Source organism: Nitrospirota bacterium (genome assembly GCA_040752355.1).
GTDB lineage: Bacteria > Nitrospirota > Thermodesulfovibrionia > Thermodesulfovibrionales > Dissulfurispiraceae > JBFMCP01.
Window position 1 is genome coordinate 182,643 of the sequence record JBFMHE010000003.1, and the last position, 14,666, is coordinate 197,308.

The 14,666-nt window shown below is 59.5% G+C and carries 16 protein-coding genes; 11 read left to right on the forward strand and 5 right to left on the reverse strand.

The window, feature by feature from the left end:
• Positions 1 to 8 precede the first annotated feature (8 nt).
• Together AB1805_03770 and AB1805_03775 are read right to left on the reverse strand one after the other, a co-directional pair.
• A complete protein-coding gene (locus AB1805_03770) occupies positions 9 to 1,166 on the reverse strand; it encodes an ABC transporter substrate-binding protein (GenBank protein ID MEW5744544.1) in 1,158 nt (385 codons plus the stop codon).
• Between the two features lie 160 nt (positions 1,167 to 1,326).
• Positions 1,327 to 2,487 carry an ABC transporter substrate-binding protein gene (locus AB1805_03775; GenBank protein ID MEW5744545.1) on the reverse strand — a complete coding sequence of 387 codons (1,161 nt, stop codon included), beginning with the start codon at positions 2,485 to 2,487 and terminating at the stop codon, positions 1,327 to 1,329.
• A 165-nt stretch (positions 2,488 to 2,652) separates the two neighbouring features.
• On the opposite strand from AB1805_03775, the gene AB1805_03780 reads away from it, so the two are divergent.
• The 4 genes from AB1805_03780 (at position 2,653) to hisC (ending at position 6,903) form a co-directional block, all read left to right on the forward strand.
• On the forward strand, positions 2,653 to 3,912 hold the full coding sequence (locus tag AB1805_03780; GenBank protein ID MEW5744546.1) for an MFS transporter: 1,260 nt from the start codon (positions 2,653 to 2,655) through the stop codon (positions 3,910 to 3,912).
• Positions 3,913 to 4,258: 346 nt separating this feature from the next.
• The gene (locus AB1805_03785) at positions 4,259 to 4,681 is read left to right on the forward strand and encodes a PaaI family thioesterase (protein MEW5744547.1); all 423 of its coding nucleotides are present in this window, start codon (positions 4,259 to 4,261) and stop codon (positions 4,679 to 4,681) included.
• Positions 4,682 to 4,792: 111 nt separating this feature from the next.
• Positions 4,793 to 5,809, forward strand: coding sequence for a 3-deoxy-7-phosphoheptulonate synthase (gene aroF, locus AB1805_03790; protein MEW5744548.1), 1,017 nt, complete (start codon positions 4,793 to 4,795; stop codon positions 5,807 to 5,809).
• 29 nt (positions 5,810 to 5,838) lie between these two features.
• The gene (gene hisC / locus AB1805_03795; protein ID MEW5744549.1) at positions 5,839 to 6,903 is read left to right on the forward strand and encodes a histidinol-phosphate transaminase; all 1,065 of its coding nucleotides are present in this window, start codon (positions 5,839 to 5,841) and stop codon (positions 6,901 to 6,903) included.
• A 7-nt stretch (positions 6,904 to 6,910) separates the two neighbouring features.
• Here the strand turns inward: hisC and AB1805_03800 are convergent, their stop codons facing one another.
• A complete protein-coding gene (locus AB1805_03800; GenBank protein ID MEW5744550.1) occupies positions 6,911 to 7,276 on the reverse strand; it encodes an ArsR family transcriptional regulator in 366 nt (121 codons plus the stop codon).
• Positions 7,266 to 7,559, reverse strand: a complete 294-nt coding sequence (locus AB1805_03805; protein ID MEW5744551.1) for a DUF6516 family protein — start codon at positions 7,557 to 7,559, stop codon at positions 7,266 to 7,268. Before AB1805_03805 ends, AB1805_03800 begins: the two co-directional genes overlap by 11 nt.
• A gap of 126 nt (positions 7,560 to 7,685) precedes the next feature.
• Between AB1805_03805 and AB1805_03810 the strand changes: the two genes are divergently transcribed.
• From AB1805_03810 to AB1805_03840, 7 genes are all read left to right on the forward strand, one after another.
• Positions 7,686 to 8,267: an indolepyruvate oxidoreductase subunit beta gene (locus AB1805_03810; GenBank protein ID MEW5744552.1), complete on the forward strand. Its 582-nt coding sequence runs from the start codon at positions 7,686 to 7,688 to the stop codon at positions 8,265 to 8,267.
• On the forward strand, positions 8,267 to 9,559 hold the full coding sequence (locus AB1805_03815) for a phenylacetate--CoA ligase (GenBank protein MEW5744553.1): 1,293 nt from the start codon (positions 8,267 to 8,269) through the stop codon (positions 9,557 to 9,559). The genes AB1805_03810 and AB1805_03815 overlap by 1 nt, the downstream gene beginning before the upstream one ends.
• A gap of 133 nt (positions 9,560 to 9,692) precedes the next feature.
• Positions 9,693 to 10,103 carry an ACT domain-containing protein gene (locus AB1805_03820; GenBank protein MEW5744554.1) on the forward strand — a complete coding sequence of 137 codons (411 nt, stop codon included), beginning with the start codon at positions 9,693 to 9,695 and terminating at the stop codon, positions 10,101 to 10,103.
• Between the two features lie 30 nt (positions 10,104 to 10,133).
• Positions 10,134 to 11,432: a phenylacetate--CoA ligase gene (locus AB1805_03825; protein MEW5744555.1), complete on the forward strand. Its 1,299-nt coding sequence runs from the start codon at positions 10,134 to 10,136 to the stop codon at positions 11,430 to 11,432.
• A gap of 18 nt (positions 11,433 to 11,450) precedes the next feature.
• Positions 11,451 to 11,882 carry an ACT domain-containing protein gene (locus AB1805_03830; protein MEW5744556.1) on the forward strand — a complete coding sequence of 144 codons (432 nt, stop codon included), beginning with the start codon at positions 11,451 to 11,453 and terminating at the stop codon, positions 11,880 to 11,882.
• A 49-nt stretch (positions 11,883 to 11,931) separates the two neighbouring features.
• Complete coding sequence (locus tag AB1805_03835) at positions 11,932 to 12,240, forward strand: hypothetical protein (GenBank protein MEW5744557.1); 309 nt, start codon at positions 11,932 to 11,934, stop codon at positions 12,238 to 12,240.
• A 148-nt stretch (positions 12,241 to 12,388) separates the two neighbouring features.
• The gene (locus tag AB1805_03840) at positions 12,389 to 13,165 is read left to right on the forward strand and encodes a C-GCAxxG-C-C family protein (protein MEW5744558.1); all 777 of its coding nucleotides are present in this window, start codon (positions 12,389 to 12,391) and stop codon (positions 13,163 to 13,165) included.
• 105 nt (positions 13,166 to 13,270) lie between these two features.
• Here AB1805_03840 and AB1805_03845 read toward each other — a convergent pair whose 3' ends face one another.
• Positions 13,271 to 14,449 carry a DUF262 domain-containing protein gene (locus AB1805_03845; protein ID MEW5744559.1) on the reverse strand — a complete coding sequence of 393 codons (1,179 nt, stop codon included), beginning with the start codon at positions 14,447 to 14,449 and terminating at the stop codon, positions 13,271 to 13,273.
• Positions 14,450 to 14,666: the final 217 nt, after the last annotated feature.

Genomic DNA, 14,666 nt, shown 5'->3' on the forward strand with positions numbered 1-14,666 from the left:
TCCGCCGACTACTTCAGGATCTCCCAGTCGCCGTTCCTGACGACCACCATCTCGAAGGCGTCCTTGTCGAGCCCGCAGTGGTCCTGCGGGGACATGGTGAAGACGCCGCCGGTCCCGGGCCACTTCTTGATCTTGTTTTCAATGTAGTCCCTTACCTTCGCCTTGTCCGGCCCCACTTTCTTGAGGGCCTCTACGACCATCATGAGCGAGTCGTAGGCATGGCCGCCGAAGGTCCCCGGCTCGCCCTTGAACTTCGCCTCGTAATCCTGGGAGTATTTCTTGAGGAGCGCCTTCTGGGGATGCCTGTCCGCGAGCTTGTCCCAGACCACCAATCTCCCCAGCGGGGCGATAACGCCTTCCGCTGCCTTTCCGGCGAGCTCGATATTCTTCTTGCTTCCCCACCCGTGGCTCTGGTAGAGGGGGATGCCCATCTTGAGGGCGTTCCAGTTCTTCGTGACCACCACCTGGCCGGGACCGACGGACCAGTTGATCACCGCCTGTGCCCCTGCAGCCTTGATCTTGGCGAGCTGGGTCGTCATGTCCGAATCCTTGGGACCGTACCGCTCATCGGCGACGATCGTGATGCCGTACTTGGGCGCCAGGTCGTTAAGGGCCTTTCTTCCTGCATCGCCGAAGCCGGTCGCGATTGAGACGATTCCCACCTTCGCGATTCCCTGCCTCTTCATGTAGGTATAAATCGCCTCCACGGCGCTGGTATCGTACTGGGGCGACTTGAATATCCAGTACCGTTCGCTCACCGGCTGGGTGATGCCGGCGCCCGCTGCACAGGAGACCAGGGGAGTCTTCGCATTAGTCATTATGGGGACCAGCGCCATCGATTCACCGGTTGTCGACGGCCCTATGATCGCCACGACATCGTCTTTTTCGAGGAGTTTCTTTGCGGCGAGGACTGCCTGGGTCTCATCGCTCTTCGAATCCTCGATGATAACCTCGAGCGGATGCCCGTTGATGCCGCCTGCCGCGTTGATCTGCTCGGCCAGCATGAGAACGGTATTTTTCTCGGGCTCTCCCAGAAAGGAAGCCGCGCCGGTCACCGAAAAGATCGCGCCGATCCTGTAAGGCGCCTTTGCCGGTGCTGCAAAGGAAAATGCAGCAAAAAGTATAATTACCAGAAGTGCCGTGAACAACCCGAAACCACGCTTCATACCTCGCCCTCCCTCTGATCTGTCGGTGAACGCTGATCATGCAGACCGCATTCTACGGTTTATACGAGACGTCTATTATACTGGAAAGCCCGCCCTTTCACTATTTGTTCTGCTTATACCTGCATAATACGTACTAAGCATAGGCACACTTGAAGCGGCGCTACTTCAGGATCTCCCAGTCACCGTTCCTGACGACCACCATCTCGAAGGCGTCCTTGTCGAGTCCGCAGTGGTCCTGCGGGGACATGGTGAAGACGCCGCCGGTCCCGGGCCACTTCTTGATCTTGTTTTCAATGTAGTCCCTTACCTTCGCCTTGTCCGGCCCCACTTTCTTGAGGGCCTCTACGACCATCATGAGCGAGTCGTAGGCATGGCCGCCGAAGGTCCCCGGCTCGCCCTTGAACTTCGCCTCGTAATCCTGGGAGTATTTCTTGAGGAGCGCCTTCTGGGGATGCCTGTCCGCGAGCTTGTCCCAGACCACCAATCTCCCCAGCGGGGCGATAACGCCTTCCGCTGCCTTTCCGGCGAGCTCGATATTCTTCTTGCTTCCCCACCCGTGGCTCTGGTAGAGGGGGATGCCCATCTTGAGGGCGTTCCAGTTCTTCGTGACCACCACCTGGCCGGGACCGACGGACCAGTTGATCACCGCCTGTGCCCCTGCAGCCTTGATCTTGGCGAGCTGGGTCGTCATGTCCGAATCCTTGGGACCGTACCGCTCATCGGCGACGATCGTGATGCCGTACTTGGGCGCCAGGTCGATGAGTGCCTTTCTGCCTGAATCGCCGTAGCCGGTGGTTATCGTCATGATGCCGGCCTTCGCGACCCCCTGTTTTCTCATGTAGGTGAACATCGCCTCGACCGCGGAGTAATCGTAGGGAGCTGTCTTGAAGACCCAGGCGCGGTTCTTTGCCGGCAGGGTGATGCCCGCCCCGGAGGCGAGCGAAATGAGCGGCGTCTGCGCCGCATTCATGATCGGGATGAGGGCCATCGACTCGCCGGTGGTCGAGGGGCCGATGATCGCCAGCACCTCGTCTTTTTCGAGGAGCTTTTTCGCTGCGAGCACCGCTTGGGTCTCGTCGCTCTTCGAATCCTCGATGACGATCTCTACGGGCGTCCCGTTGATGCCGCCTGCCGCGTTGAGCTGCTCTTTGAGCATGAGCAGCGTATTTTTTTCAGGTTCGCCGAGAAAGGAAGCCGCGCCGGTAACGGCAAGGACCGCGCCGATCCTGTACGGCTCTTTGGCGTGGCACGGTACGGCGAGAGAAATCATTGCCACTGCCGCTGCAATGAGTGCTGCCACCTTCGCCCTGGTTGTACCCATCTCTCCTCCTCCTGGTTTATGGCACTATTCCTCCTCCCGGAAAAAGGCAGGAAAATAAAGCCACCTATTATACATAACCCTGCGCCGGTTCGAAAAGAGCATGCGCCTCGCAACTGCAAGAAAAGAGGAGAAATCTCCTCTTTTCTTTTGTGCTATAGTTATTCCGTGGAAAATACCGGAGCTCCCTCGACTGCGGCAGCGGGCCGCCTCCCGTTCCATTACGGCTGGGTCATCGTCGCCACGGGAACGGTCTGTGTGCTCGCCTGCCTCGGGTTCGGGCGCTTTGCCCTCGGCATGCTGCTGCCCTCAATGGCACAGACGCTGCATCTCACCTATGCCCAGATGGGGATCGTCAGTACCGCCAATTTCATAGGCTATCTTGCAGCGGTGCTCTTCAGCGGCTTCTGGGCGGTCCGTATCGGGCCGCGAAGGCTCGTCGTCATAGCGCTGCTCCTCATCGGCGTATCGATGCTCGTCATCAGCCGGGTGCAGGGCTTTGTCTCCCTCTCGCTGCTCTACCTGCTCACCGGCATGGGGAGCGGCGCCGCCAATGTACCGATGATGGGCCTCGTGGCCTCGTGGTTCAGCAGGCAGCAGCGGGGGAGGGCATCGGGATTCATCGTCATCGGTAGCGGCTTCGCAATGATTATTTCGGGTAAGGCCATCCCCTTCATCAACAGGCTCAGCGGCAGCGAGGGGTGGCGGATAAGCTGGCTGCTCCTGGGGCTCGCGGTGCTTGTCATCGCGCTGCTCTGCCTCCTGCTGCTCCGCAACAGGCCGGAAGAGAAGGGGCTGAAGCCGGTGGGGAGTGATGCCGGCCCTGCGCCGCAGCAGGGCGGCATGATCAGGCCGGACGTCAATGTCTACAAAGAGAAGGCGGTCTACCTGCTCGGCGCGATTTATTTCATTTTCGGCTACACCTATGTGATTTATGCGACCTTCATTGTGACCTCGCTTGTCCAGGAGCGGGGGTTCTCGGAGTCCGTCGCCGGAAATTTCTGGGCCTGGGTGGGGTTCCTGAGCCTCTTTTCAGGACCGGTCTTCGGCAGCCTCTCGGACCGGCTGGGCAGAAAAGCAGGACTCATCATCGTTTTCCTGTTCCAGATGAGCTCCTATCTGCTCGCTGCTTCGGGTCTGCCCGGCATCTTCCTCTACCTCTCCATAGGTCTCTACGGCATCGTGGCCTGGAGCATCCCCTCGATCATGCTCGCGGCAGTGAGCGACTATGTCGGAGCCGAGAAAGCGATCGCCGCCTTCGGTTTCATCACCTTCATTTTCGGCTTCGGCCAGATCGCGGGGCCCGCGGTAGCCGGAGCACTCGCCGAGGCGACCGGGAGCTTTTCGGGCAGCTTTTATATGGCCGCGGTCTGTGCAGGGCTGGCGATCCTCCTGACCGTTTTCTTGAGAAGACCGCACCACCCGTAAACAGCATCGGCGAAGGCTGCGCACGAAAGCCGGATATAGATGTCTCAGACTTTCATGTGGTCTGATCGGGGGGGCTGGGCTCCTTTTTGGGGCGTGTCTGAGTTCTCTGGGGGCAAAGCAGGGTCTTGCCCCACACCCTTTGCTCGTGAGTAAAGTTCTCTATTCAGTACGTGCTTTGATCGGGCATCAACGACTAATTCACGCCCCAAAAAGGAGCCCAGCCCCCCCGATCATCTGCCCTGCCGGGTCAACGCCCCGCGCCTGCTGAAAGGGGCTCTTACTGGAATTTATTACGACGATGCTGCTAAACTTATTGGAAAACCAGAAAACTTGAAAGGGCGCTTCGATGGGCAGGATCAAGGAGATTATCAAAGGTGACCGGCTTTTCCACCTCTTCGACATGGAGCTGGTCGAGGCGAAAGAGGGCCACGCGGTTGTCAGGGCGGAAGTGAAGGAGCAGTTCCTCAACGCGCACCGGATCGCTCACGGCGGGCTGGTCTTCGGTCTCCTGGATGTCGCCTTTGCCCTCGCGGTGAACTCGGTCGTCGATGCTGTCGGCGTCCAGTGGAGCTTCAATATCTTCCGCTCCACCACCCTTGGCGATCATGTGCGCGCCGAGGCGAGGACGGTCCATAAAGGCAAGAGCTCGCTGGTGGTGGAGTTCAAGGCGGAGAGCGAAAAGTCGGGGAAGCTCATCGCCCAGGGGATGGCTACGGCATTGCCGCTGCCCCGGACAGATAAATCCCCAATCTCGAGCGCCAGGTCCTGAGCAAATGCAACGGTTCACCTCCGGAGCTGAATTGCAGTATTCGAATGGTGAAGCTGTTTCGAATTTGGCGCTTCGCGTTTGGACTTTCTATTTTAAAGGAGAGGTATCGAGATGATCGTCGTCATGAGGATAGGAGCAACCGAAGAGGACCTGCAGCGTGTCTGCAAAAAGGCGGAAGAGCTCGGCTTTACGCCCCATGTCATTTACGGTAAGGAGCGGAACGTAGTCGGCCTCATCGGCCTGGGCGGCAACCGGGACGAGGTGAATATCATCGAGGATTTCGAAGGGGTCGACCGGATCGTCCCCATATCGAAGCCCTACAAGCTCGCGAGCAGGGAGGTGAAGCGCGAGACCTCGATCGTCGAGGTGGCCGGCATCAGGATCGGCGGAGAGGAGATCGTGGTCATCGCAGGCCCCTGCTCGGTCGAGAGCGAGGCGCAGATGGTCAAGGTCGCCGAGCAGGTGCGGTCCGCAGGCGCGAAGATGCTCCGCGGCGGCGCCTTCAAGCCGAGGACGAGCCCGTACGCGTTCCAGGGCCTCGGAGAAGAAGGGCTCAAGTATCTTGCCAAGGCGCGCGAGGCGACGGGCCTCCCCATCGTTACCGAAGTGGTGAACCCCAAGGACATCGACCTGGTCTACAAGTATGCCGACATGTTCCAGGTCGGCGCGCGCAACATCCAGAACTTCGCCCTTCTCTCGCTGCTGGGCCAGGCCCAGAAGCCGGTGCTCCTCAAGCGCGGCATGTCGACCACCATCGACGAGTTCCTCATGGCTACGGAGTATATCCTCTCCGAAGGCAACAGGAACGTGGTGCTCTGCGAGCGGGGCATCAGGACCTTCGAGACCTCGACGAGAAGCACCCTCGACATCAGCTGCGTCCCGGTCGTCAAGGCGAAGTCGCACCTGCCGATCATCGTCGACCCGAGCCACGCTGCGGGGCATGTGCAGTATGTCCCCTCGTTATCGAAGGCCGCCGTCGCGTCGGGCGCCGACGGCCTCATCATCGAGGTGCATCCCGATCCCGAAAAAGCGCTCTGCGACGGCGCGCAATCGTTGAACCCCGGGCAGTTCGTGACGCTCATGGGCGAGATGAAGGCGATAGCCCTGGCAGTGGGAAGATATTTATAGGATCGCGAAAGGAAAGGATTGGCGATAGCGTGAGCAGATACTGGAGCGATCTTGCGCGGGCCCTCAAGCCTTACGTAGCCGGCGAGCAGCCGTCCGGCAGGACCTATATAAAACTGAACACCAACGAGAATCCCTATCCGCCGTCGCCGCGGGTGCTGGAAGCCGTTAAAAACGCCATCAACGAACGGCTTCGCTTGTACCCTGATCCCGAATGCAGGGAGCTCAGGAAGAGCATAGCCGGGTTTTTCAATCTGGGCATGGACGAGGTCTTCGTCGGCAACGGCTCCGACGAGGTGCTGGCCTTTGCCTTCCCCGCCTTTTTCGGCCCTGACAAGCCCCTTGCCTGGCCTGACACTACCTACACGTTTTACCGGACCATTGCCGGCCTGTTCCGCATCGGTTACGAGACCGTTCCCCTGAGCGAGGACTTCTCCCTGCCGGTCGAGCGGTTCTTCGGAAAGAGCGGCGGTATCATCATCCCCAACCCGAATGCGCCGTCCGGCCGGTATGTCCCGCTCGAAGCGATCAGGAGCATTCTCGATCATAACAGGGATAGCGTCGTCATCATCGACGAGGCGTATGTCGATTTCGCAGGCCCCTCGGCTGCAGCGCTCATCCCGGAATATCCGAACCTGCTCGTGACCCAGACCCTTTCGAAGTCCCGCTCCCTTGCAGGGCTCCGCGTCGGCTTCGCCCTCGGGCAGGCCGATCTGATCAGGGGCATCGACCGGGTCAAGAACTGCATCAATGCCTATACCCTCGACCCCCTCGCCCTCGCCGGTGCAGCGGCGGCGCTGCAGGACAGGGCCTATCTCGAAGAGACGGTGGAGAAGATCAGGCGGACGAGGGCCCGGGTCTCTGAACGGCTGACGGCACTGGGGTTTACGGTCATTCCCTCACAGGCGAATTTCGTCTTCATCACCCACCCCCGCGCACGCGCCGCCAGCCTGCAGCAGCAGCTCAAAGAGAGGGGCATCCTGGTGCGGTATTTCAACGAGCCGAGGATCGACAACTACCTGCGGGTGAGTATCGGGACGGATACGGAGATGGACGCCTTCCTGCAGGAGACCGCGGAGCTCGTACCTCGGGAATGAGGAACGGCTATAGAGCCACCTCAAAATTGATCTTATCGTACGATACCCGCGGTATCTTCCTGTCCTTTGTCTCCGTTATCTCTACGAGACCGAGCTCTTCCAGGTAGGAAATGTCCTGCAGAACATTCTTCAAATCCCTCCTGAGCATCTTTGCGAGCTCATACACTGACGACGGCTCTCTTTCTTTAATGGTCTTGAGGAGCTCGACCCTCCTCTCCGTGAGCACTCGCCTCATGTCCTTGAGGCTGCCGAAATAGAGCCCGGTCTTTTCCCCAACCTGTTCTCCGCGCGATACCTTCTCATAGGTGCGTCCCGCTTCTTTCAGCGCTTCATCGAGGCCTTTTATCTCTATTGTTATCCTCTTAACCTTCATCCCAATCCCTCCGCCGGATTTTCTTCACGTCTGATTTAAAGTCATCGAGCATTGTCCACACGTCTTTGAACGTATAGGGATGCTCCTCCCCATACAGGTGCCTGTGGTCTCCTTTGCCTTCGGCATTATCGTACCCGAGCAGCCTTCTCCCCCCCTTGATGTAAACAATGGAATATTTTACGCCATGCGGCATATCACCGCTTTCGGCAACTCTCCATATCTTAATTTCTACGATTTTATCGCCTTTGACCTCCTTGCTATGGAGCACAAGCGTCGCCTTCATAGTTGGTATTCTATACCAACCTTGAGAGAAAGGCAAATCCGGTATTTGCGGCGTCTTTTTGATCTGTGATACAATCCTGTGTTTCGTCGCTTCGAAACACTCATTTCAGCGCAAAGAAGGTACTCGATGGGAACTACGAATATACTCTTTTCAGGTGTAGGAGGCCAGGGCATCATTCTCGCGAGCAGGCTCGTCTCCCGCTGCGCCTTCAATGCCGGGTTCATGGTCAAAAGCAGCGAGGTCCACGGCATGGCCCAGCGGGGCGGCAGCGTGGTGACCCATGTCCGCTACGGCGAGGAAGTCTACTCTCCCCTCATCCCCACGGGAAAAGCCGATTTCCTCGTCGCCATGGAAGAGCTCGAAGGACTCCGTTACACCTACTTCCTCAAGCCGGGCAGCAGGGTGGTCCTGAACAGGAGAAAGGTCCCTCCGCCGAATAGCAATCCTGCAACGCCGTATCCTGATGACGCGCTGGCGCGTCTCGAGGCGCAGGGATTCCTGGTGGATGCGCTCGATGCCCTCGAGATCGCCAAGACAGCGGGTACGCCGAAGGCGGAGAACATCGTGCTCGTCGGCACGCTCTCGCACTATCTTCCTTTCGCGCAGGAGGTATGGGAACAGACGATACGGGAGTCGGTCCCCGCGAAATTCGTGGAGGCGAACATCGCGGCGTTTTACAAAGGGAGAGAGGTCGCGGGAAAGAAGTAATGTTCTGGCAGCAGGAATCAGAAACTATAGAGCGGAAGAGGCTCGAAGAGCTGCAGCTCGGGCGGCTGCAGGCGGTCGTGCGCAGGGTCTACGAGAACGTGCCGTTCTACCGGAAGCAGTTCGATGAGCGCGGGCTTGCCCCCGGGAGCATCGCCACGCTCGCCGATGCCCGGAAGATCCCCTTCACCACCAAGGAGGATATTCTCGCCCATTATCCCTTCGGGCTGCTCGCCGTCCCGAGGGAGGAGATCGTACGCGTCCATACGTCGAGCGGCACCACCGGCAAGCCGAAGGCGATCTTCTTCACGAAGAGCGACATCGACCGCGGCGCCGACCTCATCGCGCGCTGCCTCACGATGACCGGCATGCGGAAGAACGACGTGCTCCAGAACATGATGACCTACGGTCTCTTCACCGGCGCGCTCGTCATGCACTACGGCGCGGAGAAGGTGGGGGTGCTGATCGTGCCCGCAGGCCCGGGGAATACGGACCGCCAGATCACCCTCATGCAGGATTTCAAGACCACCGCAATCCATATAACGCCGAGCTATGCGCTCTACCTCGCGGATGTGCTCGACAGGAAGGGCATCGACCCGCGGCGCGACCTCTCGCTCAAGCGGGCGTACATGGGCGCCGAGCCCTATTCCGAGGAGACGAGAAAGAAGATCGAGCAGTTCTACGGGATCGATGTCTACAATTCCTACGGCCTCTCCGAGATGAACGGACCCGGCGTCGCCTTCGAGTGCGAGCGCAAGGAAGGGATGCATCTCTGGGAGGACAACTTCCTCCTCGAGATCATCGACCCCGAGACGGACGAGCCGGTCAGCGACGGGCAGAAGGGCGAGATCGTCCTCACTTCGCTCTGCAGGGAGGGTATGCCCATCCTCAGGTACCGGACGCGGGACCTCACGGCCGTCCTCCCCGGGCCCTGCCCCTGCGGCCGGAGCCATCGCAGGATATCCCGGATCTTCGGCAGGACGGACGATATGTTCATCGTCAAGGGCGTCAATATCTTCCCCCAGCAGATCGAGAATATCCTCATGGGCGTCAAGGGAGTTGCCCAGAACTACCAGATCGTCCTCGAGTCCCTCGACCATATGACCGTCCAGGTGGAGATCGCGCGGGACCTCTTCGACGGCAACGTAACGCACCTGGTGAAGCTCCAGAACGTGATTACCGATAGATTGAAAAACGAAATCCTCGTGAAGCCGAAGGTCGAGCTCCACGAGCCGGGTACGCTGCCGGTATTCGAAGGCAAGGCGAAGAGGGTCATCGACAAGAGAACGCTGTAAAGGCCGTAACTCGTGATCCGTGACGCGTAACGAGTGAGGAACACGGCACGGAGAGTGCTGATTGCAACTCTCCTGCTTTGACTGCTTTGGTTGCGGGTTGCGCATCACGCAGTACGCGTAGTGAGGAGGGTGTATGGCTGCGTTGCTACAGCTGTCGGTTTTTGCGGAAAACAGGCCGGGCAGGCTCGAGAAAATGACCAAGGTCTTCGCCGACGAGGGGATCAACATCCTCGCCATCTACATCTCGAGCATCGGCGATTTCGGCGCGGTCAAGCTCATCGTCGACAAGACCGACGAGGCGGCCAGGAGCCTCAAGGAGAAGGGGTTTACGGTGTCGCTCAACGAGGTGCTCGGCATCGAGCTCGAAGACCGGCCCGGCATGCTCTACGAAGTGGTCAGGGTCCTTGGCAAGCACGCGATCAATGTCGAAAACATCCATGTGCTCGTCATCGAGTCCCGGCACACGGCATACCTGATCGTCGAGGTCGAGGACGTTGCAGCGGCGAAGGAGCTGCTCAAAAACGAGCCGATACGGTTCTACTAATACTACAACGCACCAGCGAGGAGTCGTGTCATGATCTGGGACAAAAAGGCCGAGTGCATGCCGGCGAAAGAGCGTGAGAAGCTGCAGCTCGAACGGCTGCAGGCCATCGTGAGATACGCGTATGAGCGCGTGCCCTTCTACAAAAAGCGGTTCGCCGCCGCGAAGTTCAAACCTTCGGACATAAAGACCCTCGGCGACATCAGGAAGATTCCCTTCACCGAGAAGGCGGACCTCCGGGAGGTCTACCCCTTCGGCATGTTCGCCGTGCCGCAGAGCGAGATCGTCGAGGTGCACAGCTCCTCGGGCACGACCGGCACGCCCGTGGTCGTGGGCTACACGAGGAACGATATCGACCTCTGGGGCGAAGTCGTGGCCCGTGCCCTCACGATGGCGGGCGCGGGGCGGGGGGATCTCATCCAGAACGGGTACGGCTACGGCCTCTTCACCGGAGGCCTCGGCGTGCACTACGGCGCGCAGAAGATCGGCGCCGTCGTCGTACCCATATCGGCGGGCCAGACCAAGCGGCAGATACAGGTCATGGCCGACTTCGGCACCACCATTCTCACCTGTACGCCGTCGTATGCGCTCTATCTTGCCGAAGCCCTGGAGGAAGAGGGGGTCAGCAAGAAGAAGATCAAATTGAAGGCAGGGGTCTTCGGCGCCGAGATGTGGACGGAGCGCATGCGGAACGAGATCGAGAAGCGCTTCAAGCTGCATGCCCTGAATATCTACGGCCTCACCGAGATCATCGGCCCCGGCGTGGCCCAGGAGTGCATGGCCAAGACCGGCTCGCATATTGCCGAGGACCACTTCTTTCCCGAAATCATCGCACCCGATACCCGCGAGCCGCTCCCCGAGGGAGAGAAGGGCGAGCTCGTGCTCACCACGCTCACCCGCGAGGGCATGCCGGTCATACGCTTCAGGACCAAGGATATCACCTCCCTCACGCGGGATGTCTGCGACTGCGGCAGGACCACGGTCAAGATGGACCGGATCACCGGCCGGAGCGACGACATGCTCAAGGTCAGGGGCGTCATCGTCTTCCCTTCCAAGATCGAAAAGGCGCTCCTCTCGGTGAAGGGCATCGAGCCGCACTACCAGATTTTCGTAACCCGGCCGCACCACCTCGACGAGGTCGAGGTGAAGGTGGAGGTATCGAAGAAGGTCTTCTCCGACGAGGTCAGGCATATGGAGGAGCTCAGGAGGAAGCTCGAGAAGGCTGTTGACGAGGCGATCGGCCTGCGGGTCAAGGTGACGCTCGTCGAGCCGAAGAGCCTCCCGCGGAGCGAGGGCAAGGCGAAGCGCGTCTTCGATCAAAGACAACTCTAAACGCAGGAGGAGACCGCGATGAAGGTACAGCAGATATCGATATTCCTGGAGAACAGAAAGGGCAGGCTCCTCGAGGCGCTCGAGACGATCGGCAGGGCGAAGATCAATATCCGCGCCCTCTCGATCGCCGACACCTCGGAATTCGGCATCCTCCGGCTCATCGTCCCTGATCCCGACAAGGCCAAGAGGGTCCTCGAAAAGAATAAATTCACCGTCCGGGAGAACGAGGTGATCGCCGTCGAAGTCTCGGACCGGCCGGGCGGCCTCGCGGAAGTCCTGAGGGCGCTCAGCGATGCGGGCCTCAATGTGGAATACATGTACGCCTTTGTCGAGAAGAAGGGCGAAAAGGCTGTGGTGGTACTCCGCACCGAAAATATCAATGCCGGCATCAGGGCCCTCAAGAAGGCGAAGATCACGATGCTGGGCGCAAAAGAGCTTTACAAACTCTAGGCTCCGCATGCGCCGGCGCATGCAGAGCCTGATTGACAACGCGTCGTGAATGAGGCAGAATCTAAAGGCAATGGTGCGAACATCGACAGCGCTGCTTTTTGTGCTCTTCATCCTGATGGTCTCCCCTCTGTCCGTCACCGTTCTGCCCTCCCGGGACGAAGGGGGGCCGCAGCTCGTTACGCTCGATGTCTGTCATAAGGCGGGCGCCGCCTTCTCGGTCAACACCGATGCCCCCGCCATCCAGGAGCGCCCCTGCAGGCTCTGCTCGCTGCAGTGTCTCGGCTATCTCGGTATCCCGAACCCGTCATATAAACCGTCCCTGCTTTCCCTCAAGGAAGACCGCCCTCCGGAAGCCTGACCGCAGGTCCCGGACAGAACGCTTTTGCATCAGGGTCCGTGTGTTGCTGCCGAACGGCTCTACGGCCCTGTTCCCCCTGTGCGCGGCTCCGCCCTCCGGAGGGCGGAGCCGCTTTGTACACCAATTTCAAAAAAGGAGAAAGATGCTGATGATACATGAACGTTTGTCAAGAAGAGATGTCTTGGGCGCTGCCGGTGCTGCGGCAGCAGGAGCGGTCCTGGCTCACCTGGGCGGGTCGCTGTCGAAAGCGGAGGCGAAAGCGGGCGCCGCCGAGAAGTGGCCGTGGCCGTATGTGAAGCTGGACCCCGTGACGACCGCGGAGCTCGCCTACAAGGAGTGGTACCGGGTGTTCTGCGGGGCTGCGGTCATCAGCAGCGTATTCAGCCAGCTCAGGGAGAAGGTCGGAGAACCGTACACCTCGTTTCCGGTCGATGCGTTCATCTTCCTCGAAGGCGGCATGTCGGGATGGGGGACCATCTGCGGCTCGAACGCAGGGGCCAATATCGTTACGAACCTGATCCTCGGGCCGAGGACCACGGGGTCCGAGGACGGCATGCTGATGGGGAGTGAGCTGCTGCAGTGGTACTCCGACGCCATGATGCCGGTGTATACTCCCCGGGACCCCAGGGTGAAAGCGGATATACAGAAGACCGTCAGCACCTCCCCGCTCTGCCATGTCTCGGTCGGCAGATGGATGAAGGCTGCCGGCAAAGAGCTGGGGAGCCCCGAGCGGAGGGACCGGTGCGCGCGAGTCACGGCGAGCGTCGCCCATCGACTCGTCGAGCTCCTGAATACCTGGAAAGACGAGAAGTACGAGACAGCGGGGACCGTCCCCTCGAAGGCGTTCGGCATCACCGCCCAGCAGAACTGCGGCGATTGCCACAGCAAAGGCGTACCGACGCCGCCTATGGCGAAAAAGCAGTGATGCTTCCCGCACGGGCGGGCAGGTAGGAAAGGGAACAGGGGGAATATCCCGGAAAGTAACCGCGGGATATTCCCCCTGCCTTTACGTACGGCGCGTGCAGCGGTCTTACAGGGTGGATTCTACCGCATGCTTCCCGTTCCCGCTCTCCTCGGCATAGGTTGCCGGCTGGAGAGGTGCCGGGGCCGCCGGCTGGGCTATCGGATGGGCCGGGGCCGAAGCCCTCTGCTCCCGGCCGTTCAGTATATACTGCTCGAGGATGCCGTTTCTCCTCTCCCGCTGCTGCTGGTCGGTGCTGGCGTGGCCGGCGCTCTTCAGGTAGCTGAATGCCTCGGGATACGACCCGCCCTCATAATCCCGCATCGCTTTTATATCCTTTACCTTGGTGAGGGTCGCCACCTGGCCCATGAACGCCGCGTAACGCTCGGCAGTCACTTCCGGGGAGGGCAGCTGGTACTGGTTGAGCCCGACAAAGGCCCAGAGGCTGTAGAAGTCGCCGAAGCTCCGCGTGTACTTCGACACCGCCTTGTTGTGCTCCTCCATCGAGAGGATAAAGGTCTTGGTGAAATCGAGCTTTCTCCGGAAGGTCTCCTCGTTGAAATCGGTAAAGGTCTCGTGCGGCGTATCGTATTCGGCGCAGATATCGTCGAGCGTTTCCTGGGTGAAGCCGATAATGCGGTTCTTCAGCAGCACCGCGAGGAGCTCGGAGATGCACTGCACGTCCCTCATTCTTCTCATCCGCGCCTTGGTCACGATGCCCAGGCGCTCCCACTCCTCTTTTTCCGCCTCTCTCTCCGCCGCGGCAATGAACCAGCCGTCGTACTTCGCATGGCGCAGCTCCTGGCGTTCGAGCTTCCGGGAGGTCCTGTTCAGCCGCTCGAAGACCTCGTTGATGACGTATTTGTCGTCGGTCGTTATATCCTCGACCGTCAGCTGGTAGTTGAGAAACCGCGTCTTCAGCTCGATATCGTCTTCTATGTCGCTCCACTTCTTGCCGCTCAGCCGCGGGTCGCCGAACCCCGGATCGATGGCGATCTGGTCCTGGAAAAAGAGGATCACGGTCTCGAGGCGCTGCTTGCCGTCGATGACATGGTAGTACATCTTGCCTTCACCGTAGTTGATGTCCTTGTGGAGGAAGACCGCCGGGCAGGGATAGTTCCTGAACACCGTATCGAGGAAGAACTTCCTGTCCTTTACCGTCCAGACGCTTCTCCGTTGGTAGGGAGGCTCGAGATCCAATTGGCCGTAGCGATGCACATCGAGAAACCAGCTGATGGGTTTTTTCATGTCATTCCCCCGGAATAGGATGCGCCAACATACGAAGGCAACAAATATTAAACGATTGTTGCAAGTTTGTCAACATAAAAGTAACCGCCGTGTCAAGCCAAAATAGAAATGTCCTATTTTTACCAAAATAGAAATGTCCGGTTTTATGCAGCTGCTTTCTGAGGCCGTTTCCTCAACTTCTGGCGCTCAAACATTCTCTTGTTACTATCCCTCCAGG